A 22,335-nucleotide genomic window follows, 5' to 3' on the forward strand; every position below is an offset into this window, starting at 1 on the left:
CGGTACGGCATGAGCCTCGACAAGGCGATCCTGGACGTCGTCCCCGAGCCGCTGGAGCTGACCGTCGAGCACGGCAGGCTGCGCCAGTTCGCCGTCGCCATCGGCGAGACCGACCCGATCTACCGGGACCGCGCCGCCGCCCGCGCGGCCGGGCACCCCGACGTGCTCGCCCCGCCCACCTTCCTGTTCGGCCTGGAGCTGGAGAACTCCGACGTCTTCGGTGACCTCGCCAGGCACGGCGTCGAGCTGGGCCGGGTGCTGCACGGCGAGCAGACCTTCCGCTACCACGCCGCCGTGCACGCGGGCGACGTGCTGCGCTTCCAGAGCCGCTACGTCTCCGCCTACTCGAAGGCGGGCGGGGCGCTCGACTTCCTGGTCCGGCGCACCGAGGTGACCCGGGACGGGAACCCGGTCGCCGAACTCGAGAGCGTCACCGTCATCCGGAATGCGGGGAACCCGTCATGACCACCGTGCCACCCCTGAAGGTCGGGACGATCACCCGGACCACGCTCGCGCTCTTCGCGGGCGCCTCCGGCGACCACAACCCGATCCACATCGATATCGACTCCGCCCGCGCCTCCGGCATGGACGACGTCTTCGCGCACGGCATGCTCTCCATGGCCTACCTGGGCCGGGCGCTCACCGACGTCGTCCCGCAGAGCAGGCTCGTCGAGCTGGCCACCCGGTTCACCGCCATCACCCCGGTGCTGGCCGCGCCGGTGATCACCGCCGAGCCGGACGGGGTCGAGACCGGCCCCGACGGTGCGCGGCTGGCCAGGTACGCGCTCACCGCGACGCTCGCCGACGGCACCGTCACCCTGCGCGGCCACGCGCTGCTCGCCGTTCCGGAGGCAGACACGTGACCGGGCGCGAGCCCGCCGGGCGCGCCGTCGTGATCGGCGGCGCGTCCGGGATCGGCGCGGCCATCGTGCGCGCGCTGGCCGCGGCGGGCGCACCGGTGACCGTCGCCGACCGCGACGTCGCCGCGGCGCGGACACTCGCGGCGGAGCTCGGCGCGGAGCCCGCCGCGCTCGACGTCACCGACGAGGACTCGGTGGCCGCGCTCTTCGAATCCGTCCCCGGGCCGGTGGATTTCGTGGTGAACACCGCGGGAGTCAGCGTCCTCGGGCTGCTCACCGAGCTGCCCGCGGACAAGTGGCGCCGAGTGCTCGACGTCTGCCTGACCGGCGCCTTCCTCACGATCAAGCACGCGGCGCCGAGGCTCGCCGCTGGCGGCTCCATCGCCGTGCTCTCCTCGCTCAATGCCAGGCAGCCCGCCATCGGCATGGGCGCCTACTGCTCGGCCAAGGCCGGGCTCGGCATGCTGGTCGAGGTGGCCGCGCTGGAGCTGGCGCCGCGCGGCATCCGGGTGAACGCCATCGCCCCCGGCCTGGTGCGGACCCCGCTCACCGCGGCCTCGCTGGAGCTGCCCGGCGTCGAGGCCGACTACCTGGCCAACACCCCGCTCGGCCGCGCGGGCACCCCGGAGGAGATCGCCGACGCGGCGCTCTACCTGCGCCGGGCGGGCTGGCTCACCGGCGAGACCCTCGACCTCAACGGCGGCGCGCACCTGCTGCGCTACCCCGACGTCCACGGCCACATCCGGCGCGCCACCGCGCCCGCGGCCGGAAAGGAACCGACATGGACACGCTGACCGGACAGGTCGCGCTGATCACCGGGGCCGCCCGCGGCCAGGGCCGCAACCACGCGCTCCGCCTCGCCGAGCGCGGCGTCGACATCATCGCCGTCGACGTGTGCGCACCGATCGACACCGTCGTCTACCCCACCGCCACCCCGGACGACCTCGCCGAGACCGTCCGGCTGGTCGAGGCCACGGGTCGCCGAATCCTGGCCACTCGGGCCGACATCCGCGATCTCGCCGCGCTGCGGCAGGCCGCCGATGCCGGTGTCGCCGAGTTCGGCAGGCTCGACATCGTGATCGCCAACGCGGGCATCTCCAGCATGGCGCCCACCCTCGAGATGTCCGACGAGATGTGGACTACCATGATCGACATCAACCTCACCGGCCAGTGGCGCACCGTCCGGGCCGCGGTGCCGCACATCGTCGCGGGCGGCCGCGGCGGCTCGGTGGTGCTGGTGAGCTCGCTGGCCGCGCAGGCGACCAACGAGAACATGGCGCACTACAGCGCCGCCAAGAGCGGGCTGGTCGGGCTCATGCGGGTGCTCGCCAAAGAGCTGGCGCCGCAGCGCATCCGGGTGAACACCGTGCACCCGACGACGGTCGCCACCGACATGATCCTCAACGACGCCACGTACCGACTGTTCCGCCCGGACCTGGAGTCACCCACCCGGGCGGATTTCGAGGAAGCGGCCCGCACCCTGAACAAGCTGCCGGTCGCCGCGCTGGAGTCCGAGGACATCACCAACGCCGTCCTCTACCTGGTCGGCGAGTCCGGCCGCTACGTCACCGGCACCCAGCACATCGTGGATGCGGGCGGCAGGCTCTGACCCTGCCGTGGCGCGCGTCCGCCCTCAGGCCCCGGAGCACAGGAGCGGACCCCCGCCCGCGGAGCCGGGGACTCCGCCGCCGAGGAAACACACCAGCGCCCCGACGAGGGTATTGAGCAGGGCCAGGTCCTGGACGGCGGAGCCCGACGGAATCGTCTCCCACTGGATGGCCACCGCCGGATCCGCCGGTGCCGCGGTGGCAGCGGCGGCGGCGGTGGTGGCCGACATCCCGACCGCCAGAGCGACGGTGGCTGCGGCATACGCGAGGGTTCGCACTGATGAGTCCTTTCCACGGAGTTCCGGGGGGACGCTAGTGCGGATCCGAACGACTGCCATGCCGCGAATTCCTGTGCCGCCCAGAACAAGGGGAATGGCCGGTCGCCGTGGCGACCGGCCATTCCCGCTCCCTCACGCGGGCACGTGGTGCGTGCCGAAGACCCGCCCGTGGTAGGTCAGCGGCGCCGCGGGGGCGGTGGCCAGCGCGTGCACCTCCCCCACCAGCAGCACGTGGTCCGCGGCGGGCACCGACTGCGCCACCCGGCAGGCGAACCAGCCGGGCACGCCTGCCAGCCGCGGCACCCCGTCCGCCCCTGACCACTCGACCCCGGCGAACTTGTCCTGCCCCTTCCGGGCGAACCGCGCCGCCAACTCCGACTGCCCGTGCCCGAGGATGTTCACCCCGAACTCCCCGCTGACCGTGATCAACGCCAGCAGATCCGACCCGCGATCCAGGCTGACCAGCAGCGACGGCGGGCTCGCGGAGAGCGAGGCGAAGGCGCTGACGGTGGTCCCGTGCGGGCGCGCACCGTCCAGCGCCGTCACCACCGCGACCGGCGTGCACACCGCCGCCATGGCGTCCTTGAACGCGGCGGCCAGGTCGGGAGACATCAGACCGCGGCCGGGGTGCGCACCGGGATGCCGAGCTTCGACAGCTCCGGGATGACCTTCTCGGCGAAGAGCCGCATGCTGGCCTCGGCCTTGCCGTGATCCAACCCGCCGCAGGAGAATCCGCAGTTCTGGTCGTAGTCCCCGAACGCCTCGTACCGCTCGGCGATCCGCTGCACCAGCTGCTCGGGGGTGCCGCTGAGCTGCGCCGCCCAGTACCCCTCGGCCGCGGCCTCCTTGCCCGCGGCGACGATGCCGTCGGCCATGGCGGCGTAGTTCTGGTACCCGCTGATGTTGTCGAAGTGCCCCGACCTGTCCAGCCCGTAGTGCGCGGTGGTCAGCGCGAAGTGGGTGTAGATGGCCTGCTTGGAGGTGGCCTCGCACTCGGCCGGGTCCTCCGAGCAGTACACCGAGTCGGAGAGCACCACGCGCGGCGGCTCGTCGTCGTGGTGCTTGCGGTACTCCTCGCGGTAGGCGGCGAAGTCGGCGGCGTGCACCTCGACCGGGAACTGCGCGAAGGAGGCGATGGCGGTGCCGCGCTGGGCGGCGGTGGCCCGCGACTCCGGCGACATGGCGATGCTCACCACGTCGCGGTTGGCGATGGCCTTGACCGGCCCGGGTCGGATCGGCGCCGCGTTCTGGGTGTAGAACTCGCCGCGGTGCTCCATGGTGCCGGTCCGCAGGGCGGCCAGGATCATGTCCAGGCTCTCCTCCATGCGGCCGCGCGCCTCGCCCATGTCGATGCCGAAGGTGTCGTACTCGATCTTGGACAGCCCGCGGCCGACGCCGAGCTGGACCCGGCCGCCGGAGAGGTTGTCCAGCAGCGCGACCTTCTCCGCGACCCGCAGCGGGTCGTTCCAGGGCAGGATCGCCCCGCCGGTGGTGAGCGTGATCCGCTCGGTCCTGGCCGCCAGGTAGGACAGCACGGCGAAGTTGTCCGGGCACATCGAGTACGCGCCGTCGAAGTGGTGCTCGACGCACCAGATCCCCTCGAACCCGAGCGGCTCGGCCAGCTCGGCGAGCGCCATCTCGCGGCGGTAGAACTCGGCATCGCTCTGCTCCGGCGACTTGCCGGTGAAGAACATCTGGTAGGTGACCTTCATGGGGGTGACTCCTTCAGAGAACGGATTTCAGGCCTGGATGTGCTTCTTGACGAAGGCGCCCGCCTCGTCGAGCGCCTGCTGCCCCTCGGGCAGGACCGAGGCGAAGAGCGTCCAGACGTGGCACATGTCGTCGTAGACGGAGAGCTCGGCGCTGCCGCCCACCGCGCGCACCTGCTCGGTGAGCCTGCGCGAGTCGTCGAGCAGCACCTCGACCGAGCCGACCAGCGCCAGGATCGGCGGCAGGTCGTGATGCTCGGCGAAGAGCGGGGAGGCGAGCGGGGTGCGCTCGTCCTGGCCCTGCAGGTAGGCGGCGCCGAGGTCGGTGATCGAGGCATCGGAGACCGCGATGTCGGTGGCGGCGTTGGTCCGGATGCTGTCGCCGCTGCGGGAGAAGTCGAGCAGCGGGGAGATGAGCACGGCCGCGGCGGGCAGCGCGGCGCCGCGCTCGCGCAGCGCGACCATGGTGGCCACGGCCAGCCCGCCGCCCGCCGAGTCGCCGCCGAACGCCACCGCGTCGTACTGCTCCAGGACGGCGGTCGCGATCAGCACCGCGTCGTCGACGGCGGCCGGGTACTTGTGCTCGGGTGCGCGCCGGTAGTCCGGCAGGATCACCGTGACCCCGGCGGCGCGGGAGAGCCCGTGCGCCATCTCGGCGAACGCCTTCGCGCTGCCGAGCACGTAGCCGCCGCCGTGGAACCAGACCAGCACCCGGTCGGTCGCCGCACCGGCGGCGGTCACGGTGACCGTCGGCACCCCGGCCAGCTCGCCCTCGGTGACCGTCGCGCTCGCCGGCACCGGAAACTGCAGCAGCAGCGCGTCGTAGCTCGCTCGCAGCTCTTCGATCGAGGCATCGGTCGCGTCGGGGAACCCGTCGACATACATCTTCTCCACCCGGGCCAGCGACTCGGTACGCGCCATGGGACTTTCCTCCAGCTCTCTCGGTAACGGCACCCCCGCGCCCTGCCGTGTGACGACGGTAACATAGTCGAGATTAACATTTGAAGAGCTTTCGCGAGTTTTGCCCAGTCGAACGCCTCGTTGACTTCTCTATTGTCCATAGTTAGCGTTAACTCGATCCTGCGCGACGGGCGCAATCCACCGATTCCGGGACAACCATGCGACGTGACCTGTTCGAGGCCGAACACGAGGCCTTCCGCGCCTCCTTCCGCGCCTTCCTCGCGGCCGAGTTCGTGCCGCATCTCGCCGAGTGGGAGGCGGCGGGCATCGTGCCGCGCGAGATGTTCGCCCGCGCCGGGAAACTCGGCTTCACCGGCATGCAGACGCCCGCGGAGTACGGCGGTGGCGGCGCCGCCGATTTCCGCTTCAACGTGGTGCTCGCCGAGGAGATCGCGGCCGCGCACCTCGGCGGCTCCGGCACCGGGCTCGGCGCGCACAACGACCTGGTGCTCCCCTACCTGGAGACGCTCACCGACGACGCGCAGAAGCGCCGCTGGCTGCCCGGCGCCGCCACCGGGCAGCTGATCGCCGCCGTGGCCATGACCGAGCCGGGCACCGGTTCGGACCTGGCCGGGATCGCCACCACCGCGGTCAGCGACACCGTCGACGGTGTCCCCGGCTACCGGGTGAACGGCCGGAAGACGTTCATCTCCAATGGGATCAACGCCGACCTCGTGGTCACCGTGGTGCGCACCGGGCCGGGTCGCCACGACGGCCTCTCGCTGCTGATGCTGGAGCGCGACATGCCCGGCTTCGAGCGCGGCCGCAACCTGGACAAGCTCGGCCAGCACGCCCAGGACACCGCCGAGCTGGTCTTCGACGACGTCTTCGTCCCCGAGACCAACCGGCTCGGCGCCGAGGGCGCGGGGTTCGAGCTGCTGCAGCGCAACCTGCCGCAGGAGCGGCTCGCCATCGCCGTGCACGCCACCGCATGCACCCGCGCGGTGCTGGAGCTGACCGTGCGGTACGTGCGCGACCGCACCGCCTTCGGCACCCCGATCGGCTCCTTCCAGGCCACCCGATTCGCGCTCGCCGAGCTGGCGACCGAGCACGACCTGGCCCAGTGCTTCGTCGATGCCTGCGTGCGCGCGCACAACGCGGGCACGCTCACCGCCGTCGACGCGGCGAAGGCCAAGTGGTGGTGCACCGAGCTGCAGGGCCGGGCCGCCGACCGCTGCGTCCAGCTGCACGGCGGCTACGGCTACATGGCCGAGGAGCCGGTGGCGCGCGCCTACGCGGACGCCAGGGTCACCCGGATCTACGGCGGGACCACCGAAATCATGAAAGAGATCGTCGGCCGCGGCCTCGGGCTGTGAGCCGGGACAGGGAGCGCCGCATGCGCATCGGGACAGTACTGGAGTTCGGTAGGCCGATGGCCGAGGTCGCCGACGAGATCGCCGCCTGGGAGCACGAGGGGCTGGCATCGGTCACCGTCGGCGAGGCCTACACCTTCGACGCCGTCACCCAACTCGCCTACCTCGCGGCCCGCACCGCGACCGTCGAGATCGCCACCGGTGTGCTGCCGCTCGACACCCGCACCCCCACCCTGATCGCCATGACCGCGGCCGGGCTGGACTCCGTGGCCGCGGGCCGGGCCCGGCTCGGGATCGGCTCCTCCGGGCCGCAGGTCGTCGAGGGATTCCACGGGCTTCCCTTCGACGGGGTGCTCGGCAGGACCAGGGAGACCATCGACATCTGCCGCGCGGTCTGGCGCCGGGAGACGCTGCGGCACGAGGGCCGCCACTACCGCATCCCGCTCGACCCGCACCGCGGCACCGGGCTCGGCAAACCGCTCAAGCTCATCAACCACCCGGTGCGCGAACGCATCCCGATCTCGGTCGCGGCGCTCGGCCCGCGCATGGTCGAGCTCACCGCCGAGCTGGCCGAGGGCTGGGAGCCGATCTTCTTCCACCCCGAGCGGGCCGAGCGGGTCTGGGGCGCGGCGCTGGCCGCGGGCCGGGCGAAGCGTGCGGAGACGCTGCCGCCGCTGGAGATCATCGCCCGCGCCCCGCTCGCGGTCACCGAGGGCGACCCCACCCCGCTGCTGAACGCGGCCAAGCCGCAGCTGGCGCTCTACATCGGCGGCATGGGCTCCCGCGAGCGGAACTTCTACAACCGCCTCGTCGCGGCCTACGGCTTCGCCGCGGAGGCCGCGGTGGTGCAGGACCACTTCCTGGCCGGGCGCACGAGGGAGGCCGTCGCCGCGGTGCCGGACGACCTCGTGCGCGCGACCACCCTCATCGGCAGCCGCGCACACCTGCGCGAACGGCTCGGCGCGCTGCGCGCCGCAGGCGTGACGCTGGTGAACGTCACCCCGATGGCCACCGACCCCACCGACCGCATCGACGCCGTGCGCACGGTCGTCGCCCTCGGCAAGGAGATCCCGTGAGCAGCCTGCTCGACCCCGCCCCCGCCGTCGAACCGGACGACCTTCGGCGCGCGCTGGCATCGGCGAACGTGCCCTGCCTGCTCGGCGTGCTGTTCCAGCTCACCGGCGACCACCGCTGGCTCGCCGAGCCGTACCGGGTGGCCCGCACCGTCGGCTTCGAGGACCTGGACGACGGCGGGCTGCCCGCCGAGCGCGCCGCCGAGGTGCGGGCCGCCGCGGCCGACGCCGTCGCCGCGTGGTCCGCGGGCACCGGGGCCGCGCATCCCGAGCCGGGCCCGGCCGAGCTGGTCGAGCTGATGAGCGCGGTGATGGGCGAGCCGATCCCGGAGACCTACGCGCCGCTGGCCGCCGAGCAGCTCGGCTTCACCCCGTACTTGCCCGCGGATGTCGGCGCGCGGCTGCGGCCCGGTTTCTCGGTGCTGGTGGTCGGCGCGGGCTTCTCCGGGCTCGCCGCCGCCGTGCACCTCAAGCGGGCGGGCATCCCGTTCCGGGTGCTGGAGCGCAACGACCGGCCCGGCGGCACCTGGTTCGAGAACCGGTACCCCGGCGCGCGCGTCGACATCCCGAGCAACCTCTACTCCTACTCCTTCTTCCCCCGGAACTGGAGCGAGAACTTCGCCAGGCGCGACGAGATCGTCCGCTACATCGACGACCTGATCGACCACTTCGAACTGGCGCCGCACCTGGAGTGCGGGGTCGCGGTCGAGGCCACGGAGTGGGACGCGGCCGCGAACGAGTGGGTCGTCACCACCGCGGGCGAGACCATCCGCTGCACCGCGCTGATCACCGCGGCCGGGTTGCACAGCACCCCGAACGTGCCGGACTTCCCCGGGCTCGCCGACTTCACCGGCGAGGTGGTGCACTCCGCGCGCTGGCCGGAGCAGACCGATCTCACGGGCAAGCGGGTCGCGGTGGTCGGCGCGGGCGCCAGCGCCATGCAGCTGGTGTGTGCCATCGCCGACGAGGCCGAGCGGCTGGTGGTGCTGCAGCGCGAGGCGCACTGGATCGCGCCGAACGAGCACTACTTCCAGCCGCAACCCGCCGACCGGCACCTGCTCTTCCAGCACGTCCCGTTCTACCGGGCCTGGTTCCGCTTCCGGCTGTACTGGCTCTACACCGAGCGGACCTACGCCGCGCTCCGCGTCGACCCGCAGGCAGCCGCCAAGGGCAAGCGGGTCAGCTCGCTCAACGACGCCTTCCGCGGCTTCTTCACCCGCTACCTGGAGACCCAGCTCGGCGACCGGGCGGATCTGATCGCCAAGGCCACCCCCGGCCACCCGCCGTTCGGCAAGCGGCTGCTGCTGGACAACGGCTGGTTCGCCACCCTGCGCCGCCCGCACATCAGCCTGGTCACCGACGGCATCGACCACCTGACCGAGCGGGCGCTGGTCACCCCCTCCGGCGAGACCCACGAGATCGACACCCTGGTGCTCTGCACCGGCTTCCAGCAGCAGCGCTTCCTGTACCCGCTGCGGCTGCACGGCCGCGACGGGGTCGAGCTGCGCGAATCCTGGGGCGACGACAACGGCCGCGCCTACCTCGGCATCACCGCCCCGAAGTTCCCGAACCTCTTCTTCCTCTACGGCCCCAACACCAACCCGCCCGGCGGCAGCTACCTGGTCACCGCCGAGGCGCAGGTGCGCTACGTGGTCGAGCTGCTCACCCGCATGGTCCGCGACGACCTGGCGACCGTCGAGGTGCGGCCGGAGGTCTACGAGCGCTACAACACCGAACTCGACGCCGCCAACGCCGCCATGGTCTACGCCGAGGACGGCGTACGGAACTACTACCGCAACAGCTCCGGCCGCGTCGTCACCAACTCGCCGTGGGCCGTCCCGGACTACTTCGCCCGCACCGCCACCCCCGACCTCACCGACTTCCACACCACCGAAGGACACCGCCATGGCTAGACTCACCGGCCGCACCGCCATCGTCACCGGCGCCACCCTCGTCGACCCCGGCGGGCTCAATATCGGCGGCGCCACCGCCGCCGCCTTCGCCGCGGAAGGCGCCCGCGTTGTCCTCGCCGACATCAATATCGACGGCGCGCAGGCGCTGGCGAAGCAGCTCGAGGCCGAGCACGGCCCCGGGGTGGCGCTCGCCGTCGAGACCGACCTGCGCTCCGAGGAGCAGATCCGGTCCCTGGTCGAGACCACCGTCGCGACCTTCGGCGGGCTGCACCTGCTCATGAACGTCGCAGGCGTCTTCCCCGGCGGCGACGGCGAGATCGCCACCATGCCCGTCGAGGTCTGGGACGACGTCATGGCGGTGAACCTGCGCAGCGCCATGCTCACCACCAAACACGCCCTGCCGCACCTGCGTTCGGCCGGCGGCTCGATCGTCAACACCGCCTCCACCCACGCCTTCGCCGGCGACACCAGCCTCACCGGCTACGGCTGCACCAAGGCCGCCCTGCTCGCCCTCACCGCCTACACCGCCACTCAGTACGGCCCGGAAGGCTTGCGCTGCAACGCCATCTGCCCCGGCACCACCCGCACTCCCCCGGCCCAGAACCTGCCGCCCGCCATCACCGACATCTACCGCAGGCACACCCCGTCCCCCGACCTGAACGGGCCGGACGAGCTCGCCCAGGTCTACCTGTTCCTCGCCTCGGACGCGTCGCGCGGAATCAACGGGGAGACGATTCGCGTCGACGGCGGGCTGCTCGCCCACCAGCCCTTCGTCCCCGACATGCAGTCGCTCTCCGCCACCACCGCGGGGACGCAGGTCTGAGTCCGGCCTGCCTCCTCGGCGCGGAACCCGGTGCCGGTTCCGCTTCGAGAGGCGTCGGGGCATCGCCGACCGATCGATTATCGGTGTAGCAGAAGTTGTTTGGCGGGCGATGTCCCGGTCATGGAGATCGAACTGGCCGATGCCGTCGAGGTGGTCCGAAACGAGCTGTACGCGGCTGTGGCGCGCCGCGGCGAGCCCGACATCGAGTTCGTGGTCGGACCGGTCGAGCTGTCCTTCGAACTCGAACTCCGCCGGGACGCCAAAGCGAAGCTGGGATTCAAGGCGTGGGTGGTGACGGGTGACGTCGAGGCCGGAGCGGTCAAGACCAAAAGGCATCGCGTCGCCATCACCCTGACTCCGCGCGTCCACAGCGGCGATGACGTGCGCGTGGGCGGCGATCACTTCGAGCTCGGTCCAGAGCGGAGCACCAGCCCGATCGGACGATGAGCGGCGGACGCAGCGGGCGCGGTCGGAGGATCGTCGAATGGATCGAAACCATGTGGTCGGAGTGCAGGGGACCGCGGCAGGGTCGGGGTGTCTTCTGGCTCCCCGACTCGTAGTGACCTCCGCTCACCTCGCGGAGCATGCGGAGGCCGCGGTATCGGTGTTCGTCCCGGGCTCTCCCACCACCTACCGCGCCGAAATCGTCTGGCGCGGCAGCCCCGATGGGCGCACCGACGCTGCCCTCGTCCACATTTCCGACCCGGCATGGGAACCGCCTGCGCTTTCCTCGCTGACGTGGGGTCGCACCGTTACCCAGCAGCCCGGGCTCCCCTGCCAGAGCTGGGGCCTGCCCAAATTCGCCCGGCCATCGGACGCATCCACCGAGATCGAGCAGGTGACCGGATCCTTGAATCCGGGCGACGGCTATGTCGCGGACCGATACATCGTCAAACTCGACAACCACCCTCCCGATGATCTGCGTCCTTCCCCGTGGTCCGGGATGTCGGGGGCGGCAGTCCACTCGGGCGAGCTGCTGATGGGCGTCGTGTGCGCCGATCCCGCCCACCGGGGTCACGCAGCGCTCGTGGTGGTTCCTTCCTATCTGCTGCTCGCGGACCCGGACTTCACGGCGACGCTCGAACGATACGCCGGTGCCCAGGCACTGCGCTGCGAGGCCGCTGAACTCCAGCAACTCCATGATTCGCTGGCCGTCGACCACGCTTCGAGCGTCGCCCGCACGCCCGCGGCCCTGCTCACCGCGCGCCATGCGACTGTGCCGTTCCGGCCCGGACGAGAAGGACTTCTCGCGGAGCTGACGGCCTGGGCCGACGAGCCGCACGTGCCCGCATGGTTGATGCACGGTCGCGGCGGACAGGGCAAGACCAGGCTTGCCCGCCATTTCGGTGCTCGCATGGCCCGGCGGGGATGGGCGGTGCTCTGGCTGAAACGCGGCAGCGAACAAGCGGATCTCCGCATCGTCCGTGCGGTCAGATCGAAGCTACTGATCATCGTCGACTACGCCGAAGGGGAAGTGGAGCAGATCGCCGCGCTCTGCGAAGAACTGATCCATTCCCCGGCGTCGTGCACCATCAAGGTGTTGTTGACGGCGCGCACCGCCGGCCCGTGGTGGCAGGAGCTCGCCGCGAAGAGCGACGCGGCCGCCGACGTCATCGACACCGCTCGGGTCAGCGAGCTCACGCCACTCGACCAGTCGCCGGAGGCGCGCACATCGACCTATCGCGCCGCAGTGACCGCCTTCGCCGCGGCGATGGAAGCGTTGCAGTTCGGGCCCAAGTGCGACTGGCAGGACCTCGGCACCCACATCCTCGACCGGCCGGTCGTGCGGGATCCGGGCGACGGCGCAACCGTACTCGCCGTCCAGATGGCGGCGCTGGCAGATCTACTCGACGCGGGGCTGACACCCGCCCCCGGTGTCATCGGAAGCCGCGCAGTCGAGGAGCGGGTGCTCCGCCACGAGCGGCGATACTGGGAATACACGGCTCGTGGACAGCGGCTGGAGAATCTGGGCAGCGCACTGCTCGATGACCTCGTCGCAGCCTGCGTGGTGTCGGGACCGGTCACCGTGGACGACCTCGATTCTGTGCTGAGCGTGATTCCCGAACTGATCGATCAGCCTCTACTCGTGCGCACGAGGCTGCGCAGCTGGTTGATCAGCGTGTACCCGGGCGCCGGTCCCGGCCTGTTCGGCGGTTTGGCACCCGACCGGTTGGCGGAGCGGCTGGTCGGATCGATCATGAGCGATCGCGATCGTTCGTGTGTGCTGTCCGCGGTGGTAGCCGCTATCGCCGACCATCCGGCTGCCGTCCATTTTCTGACTGTCTGCACCCGTGCGGCGACCCACCCCGACCTCGCCTTCGCGAGCGAGCGGCTGACGGGCTGGTGCGTGCAGCATCGGGAGACGTTGATGGTGGCTGCGATCGAAGTCGTCACCCGAACCGAAGAGCCCGACCCTCTTTTGACGGCCTTGCACCGAGTGATCGACGATGCGAGCACCGAGCTCGGCACACTGCTCTCCTATCAACTCGTCCTACCGACTCGGACCGTCGCTCTCGCGTCCACCGCTGTCAAGCTCGCTCGCATCGTGGCGACGCGCACGCGGAACGCCGCGCAGCGAGCGGACGACCAACGCACCTTGCTGGCGTACAGCCTGAACGAACTCGCGAATCGGCTGTTGCCCCTCGGCCCGAGCACGGAAGCCCTGGCCGCAGCCGCCGAAGCGTTCCAGATCAGAAGCGAGCTGGCGATCGAGCAGCCGGCGAGGTGCCCGGCCGCGCTCGAGAGCCTCAATCTCGTTCAGTTGGCGCTCGGATTGTTGGGGCGCTGGGAGCAGGGTCTGGCAGTGGTGGATCACGCGCTCGCCACCTATCGGCTCATGCCGTTCGCGCTGCAGGTGGAGAACATGGATGCAATCGCCATGGTCGTCAACAATCGGGCACAACGGCTGCTCAATGTGGGTCGATGGGCAGAAGCGGCCGACGCCGCCCGAGCCGCTGTCGCGCTACACCTCACTCTGGACGAGGGCAAGCCTGGAAGGGCGCGGAACGACCTCGCCATGAGCCTGCTGAACCTGGCGGAAGCACTCGGCGCTCGCTGCCTCTTCGCGTCAGCGCTCGGACCTGCCGAAGCGTCGGTGCAGATCCGGCGGGACGCCGCGGAGGAGGATCCGGATGCAGTACTTCCGCAGCTCCGGCTCAGTCTCGTCACTCTGTCGAACATCCAGGCAAACCTCGGATACAGCGCGCGGGCTCGGGAGGCGTCGACGGAGGCGCTGCACATATCACGCCGACTGGATACCGAGGGTTCGCCCGCTACGCGGCAGATGCTGGTCAGAGCTCTCAGCAACCACGCCGTACGGTTGGGCGAGGACGACATGCAGCACGAGGCACTCGGAACGATCGAAGAGGCGGTCCGGCTCTGCCGCGAACTGCACGCACTCGATCCCGCCCTCTACCTTCCAGACATGGCGATGTGCCTGCACAATCGCGCTGTCCGGCTCGGCACTGTCGGCCGGCTCGAGGAGCGGCTCGCCGACTCCTCCGCCGCATTGGACATGTACAGACTCCTGGCGAAGTCGCGCCCCGACCCCTACCTCACGGACGTCGCCATGGCCCTGGGCAACCATGCGGAGAACCTGTACGACCTCGGCCGGCGCGAGCAAGGGCTGGCTGCTGCACGGGGCACACTCCGGATTCGCCAGGATCTCGCCACGCGCGATCCAGTGGCTCAATTGCCCCACGTCTACGTCGCTTTTCGGCGAATGGGGGCCATGCTGAACCTGCTGCTTCGCCGCTCGGAGGCTCAGTGGGCATTCTGGGGAGCCGAGGCCGCTGTTCTGACACTGCACCGACTCGGTTACCGACTGCCCCCAGTCATAGCTCAAATGCATCACTGAGCGGCATCACTGGCGCGGCTGCGGCCAATATTCGTCCCGCAGCGTCCGCTTGTACAACTTCCCCGTGGGCAACCGCGGCATCTCCTCGATGAAATCGAACGACCGCGGGCACTTGAAGCGGGCCAGGTGCTCCTGACAGAAGGCGCGCAGCCGTTCGGCGAGTTCCGGCGAAGCCCCGTCGGGATCGAGCGGCTGGATCACCGCCTGCACCGCCTCCCCGAAATCCTCGTCGGGCACGCCGAACACCGCGGCGTCCATGACCTCGGGATGCGTGACGAGCAGGTTCTCGATCTCCTGCGGGTAGATGTTCACCCCACCGGAGATGATCACGAAGGCCTGCCGGTCGGTGAGGAACAGGTAGCCGTCCTCGTCCAGGTACCCGATATCGCCGATCTTGGACATGGTCCCGCTGGGATCCCTGGCCTCCGCGGTCTTCTCGGCGTCGTTGAGATACTCGAAGGAGCTGTTGCCGCCGCGGAACCAGATGGTGCCGGGCGTGCCCGCGGGCTGCGGGTTGCCGTCGTCGTCCAGGATGGCGATCTCGCCGAAGAAGGCGCGGCCGACGGTGCCCGGGTGCGCCAGCCACTCCTCCGGCGTGCAGCCGCAGGTGCCGTTGGCCTCGGTCCCGCCGTAGTACTCGTAGATCACCGGCCCCCACCAGGCGAACATGTCCTCCTTCACCGCGCGCGGGCACGGCGCCGCGCCGTGCACCGCCACCTCGAGCGAGGAGTGGTCGTAGCGCTCGCGGACCTCGGCGGGCAGCTTGAGCAGCCGGGAGAACATGGTCGGCACCACCATCGTGTGCGTGACCCGGAACTCCTCGATCAGCGCGAGGAACGCCTCGGCGTCGAACCGCTCCATCACGATGTGCGTCGCGCCGAGCCGCAGTCCGATGGAGATCGTGGACTGCGGGCCGGAGTGGTAGAGCGGCGCCGGGGAGAGGAAGACCATGCCCTCGCGCATGTGGAAGAGCCGTTTGCCCATCTCCTCGATGCCGAGCTGGGTGTCGGGCGCGACATCGGGCAGCTGCCGCTTGACCGCCTTGGGCCGCCCGGTGGTGCCGGAGGAGTAGAACATCGGCGTACCGAGCCGTTCCCGCTCGACCGGCGTGACCGGCCGGTCGGCGAGCACCGTCGCGAAGTCCTGGAAGGGCGGCTCGGCGCCGTCCACCATGAGCCAGTGCTCGACGGCCGGGCACAGCTCGGGGAGCCTGCGCGCCACCTCCGCCTTGGCGGTGCTGCTGATCACCACCTTCGCACCGCAGTCGCGGACGATGTAGGCCGCCTCCTCGCCGGAGAGGAACGAGTTGACCGGCGTGTAGTACAGGCCGGTGCGCTCGGCGGCGGCCATGGTCACGATCAGCTCGAGGTGGTTCTCGGTGAAGATCGCGATCGGGTCGGTGCGGCGCAGGCCGATGGCGCGGAAGTGGTGCGCGAGCCGGTTGGCCCGCTCGTCCAGTTGCCGGTAGGTGAGCGTCTCGCGGGTGGCGGCCATGATGATCGCCGGTCGGTCGGGGTGCTCGGAGACGAGTCGGCCGGGGTACATGTCGAGGCTCCTCGCTAGCTGTGATCCAAGTCTCTTGAGTGAATGTAAACTTCGATAGACGTCCCCGTCAATAGCGGCACTCAAATGGCTAAATAGAGCTTTGTGTTAGTCTTCGCTACGAAACAAGGGGGCTTCATGACGCGACGTAGTGATCAGATCATGCGGGCGGCCGCGTACCTGTTCCGCGACGCCGGGTACCAGAACGTGAGCGTGGACGAGATCGGCGCCGCGGTCGGGCTCACCGGCCCCGCCGTGTATCGGCACTTCGCGGGCAAGCACGACATCCTGGTGCGCACGCTGATCGGGCAGGTCGAACTCGTGCAGGACATGGCCCGCCGGGCCGCGGAGGGCACGGCCCCGCCCGAGCGGCGCCTGGCCGGTCTCCTCACCGACCTGGAGAACCACGCCGTGCACCGCGACGAGGCCATGCTGTGGCGGCGCGAGCGCAGGCACCTGCGCCCGGCCGAGCGCGAGCAGTTCCGGGCGGCCTTCGGAACGGTGCAGCGCCACACCCGCTCCACCCTCGCCGCCGCCCGCCCCGAACTCGGCGACGGCGCCCTGGAACTGCTCTCCCTGGCCCTGCTCTCGCTCTACGGCAACACCCCCGAGATCCGCGCCGGCCTGGACGACGCGCGGCTCGGCGCCGCCCAGGGCGCCATCGCCCGCGCGATCGCGTGGTGCGCCCTGCCCGAGAGCGCCGTAGCAGCCGCGCCGCCGCCGCAGTCCGAGCGCATCCCGGCCGGGCGCAGGGAACGCGTCATCGCGGCGGCGGCGGCGCTGTTCAACGACCGCGGTTTCCACGATGTCCGCGTCGACGACATCGCCCGCGCCGCCGGGATCTCCGGAGCGACGCTCTACCAGAGCTTCCCGACCAAGACGCAGATCCTGCGAGCCGTCCTCGAACGCGGCGCGGAGGGGCTGCTCTACGTCACCGCCGAAGCGCTCGCGCAGACACCCGACGTCCTCGACACCCTGGTCGGCACCTACGTCGACCAGGCGCTCGGCATGCACGGGCGCACCATGCGCATCCTCGCCACCGACGCCGTCTACCTCGACGAGCACGTCCGGCAGGCGCTCCGCGCCGCGCAGCGCGAATACGTCGCCGAGTGGGTCGAGGCCGTCCGCGCCCGCCACCCCGGCCACCCGTCCGCCGAGGCGCATGCGGTGGCGCTCGCGGTGATCGGCGTCGTCACCGACCTCTCCCAGACCCGGCGCATCCGCACCCGCCCGAACATCCGCGCGGAGTTGCGGCTCCTCGGCCACGCCATGCTGACACCGCCCCGCTCGACACTCCCCTCCGCCGCGCCCGGCGAATGCGAAACTGGAGCGATGACCGAGCCGACCGGACAGCGCCGATGACCACCTCCGCCGAAGCGACTCCGGCGCGCCCGACCGCCCGCCGCGGCCGCCGCGCCGACCAGATCGCCGCCGCCGCGGGCGAACTCTTCCGCACCCTCGGCTACCAGAACGTCGGCATCGACCAGATCGGCGCCGCGGTAGGGCTCACCGGTCCCGCGGTGTACCGGCACTTCAAGGGCAAGAACGCCATCCTGGTCGCGGCGCTCACCCGGCAGGTGGCCATGGTCGACGAGCTCGCCGCCCGCGCCGACGCCGAGGCCGCCGGCCCGCAGCAGCGCTTCGACCTGCTCCTCGACGGCCTCGGCGACCTCACCGCCTACCACGACGAGGCCACCCTGTGGCGGCGCGAGCAACGGCACCTGGAACCGGCACAGCGCGCCGTCTTCGAGGAGAACTTCACCCAGGTCACCGCCCGGATCGCAGGCGCCATCCGCGGCATCCGCCCCGAACTCGCGGCCGACGACGCCGAACTGCTCGGCTTCGCCGTGCTCACCATGTACTCCAACACCAGCGGCATCCGCGGCACCCTCGCCCCGGAGCGGCTGCGCGAACTCCAGTCCGCCGTAGCCCGCGCCATTGCCGCCTGCGAGCTGCCCGCCGCTACCGAACCACCCCCGCCCGCCCCCGCCCCGCGGCTCCCCGCAGGCCGCCGCGAGCGGATCCTGGCGGCGGCCACCGTGCTCTTCGACGAGCGCGGCTTCTACGACACCCCCATCGACGACATCGCCGCCGGCGCGGAGATGTCGGTGAGCACCCTCTATCAGTACGCCACCAGCAAGACCGAGGTGCTGCGCAATATCCTGCACCGCGGCGCCGAGGGGCTGCTCTACGTCACCGCCGAAGACCTGGCCGCCGTCACCGATTCCGACCGGGTGCTGGACGCGCTGATCGCGGGCTACATCCGGCAGACGCTCGGCATGCACGGCCGGATCATGCGCATCCTCGCCGCCGACCTGCTCTACCTGCCCGCGGAGGAGCAGACCGCGCTGCGCGAGACCCAGCGCGAATACGTCGCCGAATGGGCCCAGGCGATCCTCGCCCACACCGCAGACCTCGCCGCCGAGGACGCGCGCGCCCTCGCACTCGCCGCCATCGGCGTGCTCACCGACATCTCCCAGCACCCGCGGCTGCGCACCCGTCCCGGCATCGCCGCCAAGCTCGCCACGATCGCGCACGCGGCGGTGCTCGCCCGGCTTAGCTGATCCACGGCCGCCGCCCGCGCCGCACCGACCCGCGTCACGTTTGCCGAGGTCTTTCCCGATACCCGGAATGCACTCGCAAAACCTTGCTTTACTTGCGGTTTTATACCCCGCCCCTCCGGTCGTGTCCGCGTTTGCCCGACGCCTCCCACGGCTACCATCGCGCCATGCCATCCATCCTCACCAAGCTCGTCCTGTCTTGCTCGGTGCCCGTCGTCGCCGCCGCGTTCGCCACCGCGTTCGCCCCCTCGGCCGCCGCCGAGGTGGTGAACCTGGCCCCGCACGAGCTGACCTTCGAATCGCCGGACGGACCGACCTTCGTCGTCGGCTCGACCGGCGAGAGCATCAACAAGGTGCCCCCGCTCAACGCCGCGGGCACGGTGCGCGAGGTGTACATCAGCGGATCGTCGTACACGCAGTCGCCGGCGTCGGGGTCGCTGAGCGTCGGCTACCACGTCGGGTGCGCGGTGGACCTGCAGGGGCTGGGCTTCGGCATCGGCCCCGACTACGACGGCGACCCCGACTTGACCGACCTCGGCCTCAACGCCTCGGTCTCGGTGACACCAGGCAAGGTCGCCGAGGTGCAGCTCGCCAAGAAGGACGTGGTCCCTGGCGCCTCCGCGCGGATCAACATGCGCGATATCCACCTGGTCATCAACGGGTGCGTCGGTCCGGCGGTCATCCGGCAGTACACGATGATGCAGGTCTACACCAACGAGATCAGCGACATGGGTGTGGTGTATGGCGATCCGCTCTGGATCTGACCGAGGCCATTCCGGCACCCGCGCTGGTAGTCGACCAGGGTGTGCACCGCCTCGTAGATGACGACCACCTGCGGGCCGTCGGGCACGCGGGACAGGGCCGGCCGAAGAAGGAGTTGCCGTCGACGCGGATGGTAGGGGTGCCCGCCGACCCCATTTCAGCGCAGTCGCTCAGGCCGGCCATCTAACCCTGGACACTGCAGCGCATCTACCTGCGAACCTGGTTCGACGCCGTCACGGGCCGCAGCGACTCCACAGCCCTCCTCACCAACATGGCCTAGCCCGACGTCGTGCCCGAACCCGTAGGCTGCCCGGCCCCCGGCTGTACCCCGCCGACTTTGGCAAGCACACGGGAGCGGTGGTCGCGCCGCACCCGGATCGTCCGAGCGGCCGACGACGCCGCGTTCGATCAGGAGGTCGTGTTCAACTTTCCCTGCGAATTCCGACTCGTCGACGCCAACAAGACCGTCTGAACAGAATTGCCGACTTGCGGGCAAGGTCGAGAATCACAGGCCCGCCCGCGCCCGGCTGTCCTGATCGGACGCTTCTCCAGGAATGCGGCGATCTTTTTCCGCATCGCTTCCTCCTTCCAGTACTCGCCGTGCCCCTTGGCCTCGATACCTTCTTTGTCGCCCACCCGAGTGTTGTGTACGTCCGGCAGAGCAGTACCGATGGGGTCGGTCAGCCGCCAGAAGTTCCACCAGCTATTGCCGTTGTAGGTCATCTTTCGGGTGCGTTCGAAAAATTCTGTCCCGAAGTGCAGGGGGAAGCAGGTCGCGTACAGGGATTCGAGTGGCGACCCGCAGGTGAACAGCGCGATCCGGTCCGACCGAGTGCGGTCCATAGCGTGGAGACCGTCCTTCAGAGCGCGACGATCGGACCTGGCTTCGGCCCGGCGCTCCTCCCAGTGCGCTCCCCGCACGAACCATGCGCAGACCACCGAGCCCTGACTGTGCCCGACCAAAGCGATGACCTCGTCGGGGTAGCGAAATTGAAGGTCTGTGACGGCCTGCCGCAGTCCGGCCAGCAGGGCTCGCCGGTAGGACGCACCGGCGAGTGGATGCAGATCTGGTGACCAGAATCCGGCGATGTCGGCGATAGCGGCAAAAGTACGCCGGATTTCATCGGCCCACCGCTCGGGCCGCCGCGCCAGGATCATGATCACCAGAACCGCTCCGAGGACGTTGAGTGCGAGGACGACCTGCCGCAGACACCACGGGCTCAACGCGGTGAGGAGCACCGCCAGCCCGGCCCAGCACGCGACCGTCACCGGAATAGCGCATAGCGCCACCCAGGGCAGGAATTTGGGGATGCTGGTCACCATGTAGTGCGCTCGCGCTTCGCGGGCGCAATCCTTGGCAGCCTTCGCTCCCGCGTCATCCCGCACCGCCTGTTCAGGCTTTTCCTGCTCAGCTTTCTGGTGGCGCTGTGCCATTGCGTAGGCCACCACGCCGAAGACCACTGCTGCGACGAGAAAAAAGGCCGGGATGAAATCTATGCGCAGCACGTTACTCAGTTCGGTAGTGCTGTCGTCCAAATCCACGTCGTCGGGAACCGGCAGCATCGTGGGCAAGATCTCGGGATACTCGCCGTCGCGGCGCGAGTCACCCCACGAGAAGAACTGCAGGACGTTCGCTATCACCAGGCGAACTATGGAAGCACCAGCGTGGAGGATGGAAATCGCCAGGACCAGCAGGAGTGCGGCACCGGCCAGCGGGGCACGAGCATTGAAGACCGGAATGAAAGCGAGCAGCGCGAGGACGATGGCGATGACACAGACGATCACCGAGGTAATGACGACGATCGGCGTCATGGGATCGATCGCGTTCGATACCTCGTCGTAGACCAGCAGCACAGGGGACCCGTCGCCCGCTGTCGTGGACGCCGGCCTGCGCGCGGCAAAAATCCCGACACCGACCAGAGACCCGATGCTGATCAAAGAGATCAGAATTCCGCCTCGATCCACCAAAACCCGGCCGTTGGCGAGCCGGTACAGAATAACGGTGATCAGAATCGCGGGCCCCGAGAACTGCAGCAGGATCCGGGTGAGCCGGTCATCAGCACCGTCGATCGCCTGCCACCCGGATTCGATGATCGCACAGATCCACGCCGCCATCACCACAGTCAGGCACACACTCGCCGTGCCAACCGCGAGGCGTAGGACCGTGCGGATTCGACCTTTGGGAGGCTCCATGTAGCCCGCCACGTTCACCAGCGTGGCCGGAAATGCGAGGTACCACCCGATATTGCGGGTAAGCTGCCGGTTCGCCCGGCTCCAGTTGACCAGACGCAGCTTGTGCGGCGGAAGCATTGGAACTTCCCCAATCCAGACGCGGCTGTCGATCACCTCCCGATACCGCGGTTTTCCCAGCGCGCTGTACGTCGCGTGGTCACCGATTCCGTGCAATCGCACTTCGGTCCCGCGTCCCCGGTCCGCATCCTCCGCTGTGGTCATCTCGGCCTCCCTGTACGCCGGTCGGAACAGGCGATACCACGGGTCGGCCCGCCGCCGGAAACTGCGGCGCACAGCTGTGGTGCGAATTCCTGTCGGTCTCGTGCTCGACCGAACTCCAGGGTCGACCTTTGCTCACCTGTGTAGGACTTCTCAGCGTCTTCTCCGCTACTCGGCGCGGCAAGAGTAGCCAATTACTCGATCCCGCAGTCTTTACTACTCAGGCAATCGCTCAGCTACCTATGATCCGACTGCGCAGCACACGCCGGCCTGCGCGAGCGAACCGGCGCGGGACTGGACGAGGGTGTAGGCGGTCGACCTGAACACTGGCACGAGGATTCGATCGCACGAGACGACAGCGGCACTGGTCGACTACACCGCGGAGTCGCTGCGCGTTGCGATCAACAACCTCGAAGTCGTCGGAAGGCCGAACCCGACAAGGCTGCTGTTTCTCGACTCGTGACGGGTCGGTGCACAACCCGGACAACTTCAGCTGGATCTGGCGCACGGCCCGCGGGAAGAACTTCGCCTGGGTCACCCCGCAGATTCCGCAAAAGTGTGGCGACCGCGGTCGACCATACACACGAAAGTCCCGAGCGCGCAGCCCGCCAGCTCGGCAACAACCGC

Annotated in this window: 19 protein-coding genes; 13 read left to right on the forward strand and 6 right to left on the reverse strand. The window is 69.8% G+C overall.

Annotation, left to right across the window (positions count from 1 at the left end):
- The first annotated feature begins 9 nt into the window (after nt 1-9).
- The 4 genes from ACFUUZ_RS17400 to ACFUUZ_RS17415 are packed head-to-tail and all read left to right on the forward strand — an operon-like array spanning nt 10 to nt 2,469.
- Nucleotides 10-465, forward strand: a complete 456-nt coding sequence (locus tag ACFUUZ_RS17400; RefSeq protein ID WP_378697265.1) for a MaoC family dehydratase N-terminal domain-containing protein — start codon at nt 10-12, stop codon at nt 463-465.
- Nucleotides 462-863, forward strand: coding sequence for a MaoC/PaaZ C-terminal domain-containing protein (locus tag ACFUUZ_RS17405; RefSeq protein ID WP_378697267.1), 402 nt, complete (start codon nt 462-464; stop codon nt 861-863). Before ACFUUZ_RS17400 ends, ACFUUZ_RS17405 begins: the two co-directional genes overlap by 4 nt.
- Nucleotides 860-1,654, forward strand: coding sequence for an SDR family NAD(P)-dependent oxidoreductase (locus tag ACFUUZ_RS17410; protein WP_378697269.1), 795 nt, complete (start codon nt 860-862; stop codon nt 1,652-1,654). The genes ACFUUZ_RS17405 and ACFUUZ_RS17410 overlap by 4 nt, the downstream gene beginning before the upstream one ends.
- Nucleotides 1,642-2,469 carry a mycofactocin-coupled SDR family oxidoreductase gene (locus ACFUUZ_RS17415; RefSeq protein ID WP_378697271.1) on the forward strand — a complete coding sequence of 276 codons (828 nt, stop codon included), beginning with the start codon at nt 1,642-1,644 and terminating at the stop codon, nt 2,467-2,469. Before ACFUUZ_RS17410 ends, ACFUUZ_RS17415 begins: the two co-directional genes overlap by 13 nt.
- A gap of 24 nt (nt 2,470-2,493) precedes the next feature.
- Here ACFUUZ_RS17415 and ACFUUZ_RS17420 read toward each other — a convergent pair whose 3' ends face one another.
- From ACFUUZ_RS17420 to ACFUUZ_RS17435, 4 genes are all read right to left on the reverse strand, one after another.
- On the reverse strand, nt 2,494-2,745 hold the full coding sequence (locus ACFUUZ_RS17420) for a hypothetical protein (protein WP_378697273.1): 252 nt from the start codon (nt 2,743-2,745) through the stop codon (nt 2,494-2,496).
- A 132-nt stretch (nt 2,746-2,877) separates the two neighbouring features.
- Entirely contained in the window at nt 2,878-3,357 is a 480-nt protein-coding gene (locus ACFUUZ_RS17425; protein ID WP_378697275.1) for a flavin reductase family protein, read from the reverse strand.
- Entirely contained in the window at nt 3,357-4,457 is a 1,101-nt protein-coding gene (locus tag ACFUUZ_RS17430; protein ID WP_378697277.1) for an LLM class flavin-dependent oxidoreductase, read from the reverse strand. Before ACFUUZ_RS17430 ends, ACFUUZ_RS17425 begins: the two co-directional genes overlap by 1 nt.
- Before the next feature lie 27 nt (nt 4,458-4,484).
- Entirely contained in the window at nt 4,485-5,375 is an 891-nt protein-coding gene (locus ACFUUZ_RS17435; RefSeq protein ID WP_378697279.1) for an alpha/beta hydrolase, read from the reverse strand.
- Nucleotides 5,376-5,572: 197 nt separating this feature from the next.
- Here ACFUUZ_RS17435 and ACFUUZ_RS17440 point away from each other — a divergent pair, with 197 nt between their 5' ends.
- From ACFUUZ_RS17440 to ACFUUZ_RS17465, 6 genes are all read left to right on the forward strand, one after another.
- Nucleotides 5,573-6,730 carry an acyl-CoA dehydrogenase family protein gene (locus tag ACFUUZ_RS17440; RefSeq protein ID WP_378697281.1) on the forward strand — a complete coding sequence of 386 codons (1,158 nt, stop codon included), beginning with the start codon at nt 5,573-5,575 and terminating at the stop codon, nt 6,728-6,730.
- A 20-nt stretch (nt 6,731-6,750) separates the two neighbouring features.
- Nucleotides 6,751-7,803, forward strand: coding sequence for an LLM class F420-dependent oxidoreductase (locus tag ACFUUZ_RS17445; protein WP_378697283.1), 1,053 nt, complete (start codon nt 6,751-6,753; stop codon nt 7,801-7,803).
- Entirely contained in the window at nt 7,800-9,713 is a 1,914-nt protein-coding gene (locus ACFUUZ_RS17450; RefSeq protein ID WP_378697285.1) for a flavin-containing monooxygenase, read from the forward strand. The genes ACFUUZ_RS17445 and ACFUUZ_RS17450 overlap by 4 nt, the downstream gene beginning before the upstream one ends.
- A complete protein-coding gene (locus tag ACFUUZ_RS17455) occupies nt 9,706-10,536 on the forward strand; it encodes an SDR family NAD(P)-dependent oxidoreductase (protein WP_378697287.1) in 831 nt (276 codons plus the stop codon). Before ACFUUZ_RS17450 ends, ACFUUZ_RS17455 begins: the two co-directional genes overlap by 8 nt.
- Before the next feature lie 120 nt (nt 10,537-10,656).
- Nucleotides 10,657-10,983, forward strand: coding sequence for a trypco2 family protein (locus ACFUUZ_RS17460; protein WP_378697289.1), 327 nt, complete (start codon nt 10,657-10,659; stop codon nt 10,981-10,983).
- Between the two features lie 112 nt (nt 10,984-11,095).
- A complete protein-coding gene (locus tag ACFUUZ_RS17465) occupies nt 11,096-14,392 on the forward strand; it encodes a hypothetical protein (protein ID WP_378697292.1) in 3,297 nt (1,098 codons plus the stop codon).
- A 6-nt stretch (nt 14,393-14,398) separates the two neighbouring features.
- Here ACFUUZ_RS17465 and ACFUUZ_RS17470 read toward each other — a convergent pair whose 3' ends face one another.
- On the reverse strand, nt 14,399-15,937 hold the full coding sequence (locus ACFUUZ_RS17470) for an AMP-binding protein (protein ID WP_378697294.1): 1,539 nt from the start codon (nt 15,935-15,937) through the stop codon (nt 14,399-14,401).
- A 135-nt stretch (nt 15,938-16,072) separates the two neighbouring features.
- Between ACFUUZ_RS17470 and ACFUUZ_RS17475 the strand changes: the two genes are divergently transcribed.
- From ACFUUZ_RS17475 to ACFUUZ_RS17485, 3 genes are all read left to right on the forward strand, one after another.
- Nucleotides 16,073-17,296, forward strand: a complete 1,224-nt coding sequence (locus tag ACFUUZ_RS17475; protein WP_378697296.1) for a TetR/AcrR family transcriptional regulator — start codon at nt 16,073-16,075, stop codon at nt 17,294-17,296.
- Nucleotides 17,293-18,498, forward strand: coding sequence for a TetR/AcrR family transcriptional regulator (locus tag ACFUUZ_RS17480; protein WP_378697298.1), 1,206 nt, complete (start codon nt 17,293-17,295; stop codon nt 18,496-18,498). Before ACFUUZ_RS17475 ends, ACFUUZ_RS17480 begins: the two co-directional genes overlap by 4 nt.
- Before the next feature lie 164 nt (nt 18,499-18,662).
- Nucleotides 18,663-19,259 carry an MspA family porin gene (locus ACFUUZ_RS17485; protein WP_378697299.1) on the forward strand — a complete coding sequence of 199 codons (597 nt, stop codon included), beginning with the start codon at nt 18,663-18,665 and terminating at the stop codon, nt 19,257-19,259.
- 406 nt (nt 19,260-19,665) lie between these two features.
- Here ACFUUZ_RS17485 and ACFUUZ_RS17490 read toward each other — a convergent pair whose 3' ends face one another.
- Nucleotides 19,666-21,711 (reverse strand): hypothetical protein, encoded by a 2,046-nt coding sequence (locus ACFUUZ_RS17490; RefSeq protein WP_378697300.1) that lies wholly within the window; start codon nt 21,709-21,711, stop codon nt 19,666-19,668.
- Nucleotides 21,712-22,335 lie beyond the last annotated feature (624 nt).

Origin of the sequence: Nocardia sp. NPDC057353 (genome assembly GCF_042667085.1) — a bacterium.
Taxonomy (GTDB): Bacteria; Actinomycetota; Actinomycetes; order Mycobacteriales; family Mycobacteriaceae; genus Nocardia.

Bases quoted from the DNA above. Each gene is read 5' to 3' on its own strand.
- ACFUUZ_RS17405 (WP_378697267.1), top strand. From the start codon at position 462: ATGACCACCGTGCCACCCCTGAAGGTCGGGACGATCACCCGGACCACG.
- ACFUUZ_RS17490 (WP_378697300.1), bottom strand. From the start codon at position 21,711: ATGACCACAGCGGAGGATGCGGACCGGGGACGCGGGACCGAAGTGCGA.
- ACFUUZ_RS17430 (WP_378697277.1), bottom strand. From the start codon at position 4,457: ATGAAGGTCACCTACCAGATGTTCTTCACCGGCAAGTCGCCGGAGCAG.
- ACFUUZ_RS17440 (WP_378697281.1), top strand. From the start codon at position 5,573: ATGCGACGTGACCTGTTCGAGGCCGAACACGAGGCCTTCCGCGCCTCC.
- ACFUUZ_RS17435 (WP_378697279.1), bottom strand. From the start codon at position 5,375: ATGGCGCGTACCGAGTCGCTGGCCCGGGTGGAGAAGATGTATGTCGAC.
- ACFUUZ_RS17445 (WP_378697283.1), top strand. From the start codon at position 6,751: ATGCGCATCGGGACAGTACTGGAGTTCGGTAGGCCGATGGCCGAGGTC.
- ACFUUZ_RS17400 (WP_378697265.1), top strand. From the start codon at position 10: ATGAGCCTCGACAAGGCGATCCTGGACGTCGTCCCCGAGCCGCTGGAG.
- ACFUUZ_RS17415 (WP_378697271.1), top strand. From the start codon at position 1,642: ATGGACACGCTGACCGGACAGGTCGCGCTGATCACCGGGGCCGCCCGC.
- ACFUUZ_RS17485 (WP_378697299.1), top strand. From the start codon at position 18,663: ATGCCATCCATCCTCACCAAGCTCGTCCTGTCTTGCTCGGTGCCCGTC.
- ACFUUZ_RS17425 (WP_378697275.1), bottom strand. From the start codon at position 3,357: ATGTCTCCCGACCTGGCCGCCGCGTTCAAGGACGCCATGGCGGCGGTG.
- ACFUUZ_RS17460 (WP_378697289.1), top strand. From the start codon at position 10,657: ATGGAGATCGAACTGGCCGATGCCGTCGAGGTGGTCCGAAACGAGCTG.
- ACFUUZ_RS17475 (WP_378697296.1), top strand. From the start codon at position 16,073: ATGACGCGACGTAGTGATCAGATCATGCGGGCGGCCGCGTACCTGTTC.
- ACFUUZ_RS17470 (WP_378697294.1), bottom strand. From the start codon at position 15,937: ATGTACCCCGGCCGACTCGTCTCCGAGCACCCCGACCGACCGGCGATC.
- ACFUUZ_RS17455 (WP_378697287.1), top strand. From the start codon at position 9,706: ATGGCTAGACTCACCGGCCGCACCGCCATCGTCACCGGCGCCACCCTC.
- ACFUUZ_RS17480 (WP_378697298.1), top strand. From the start codon at position 17,293: ATGACCACCTCCGCCGAAGCGACTCCGGCGCGCCCGACCGCCCGCCGC.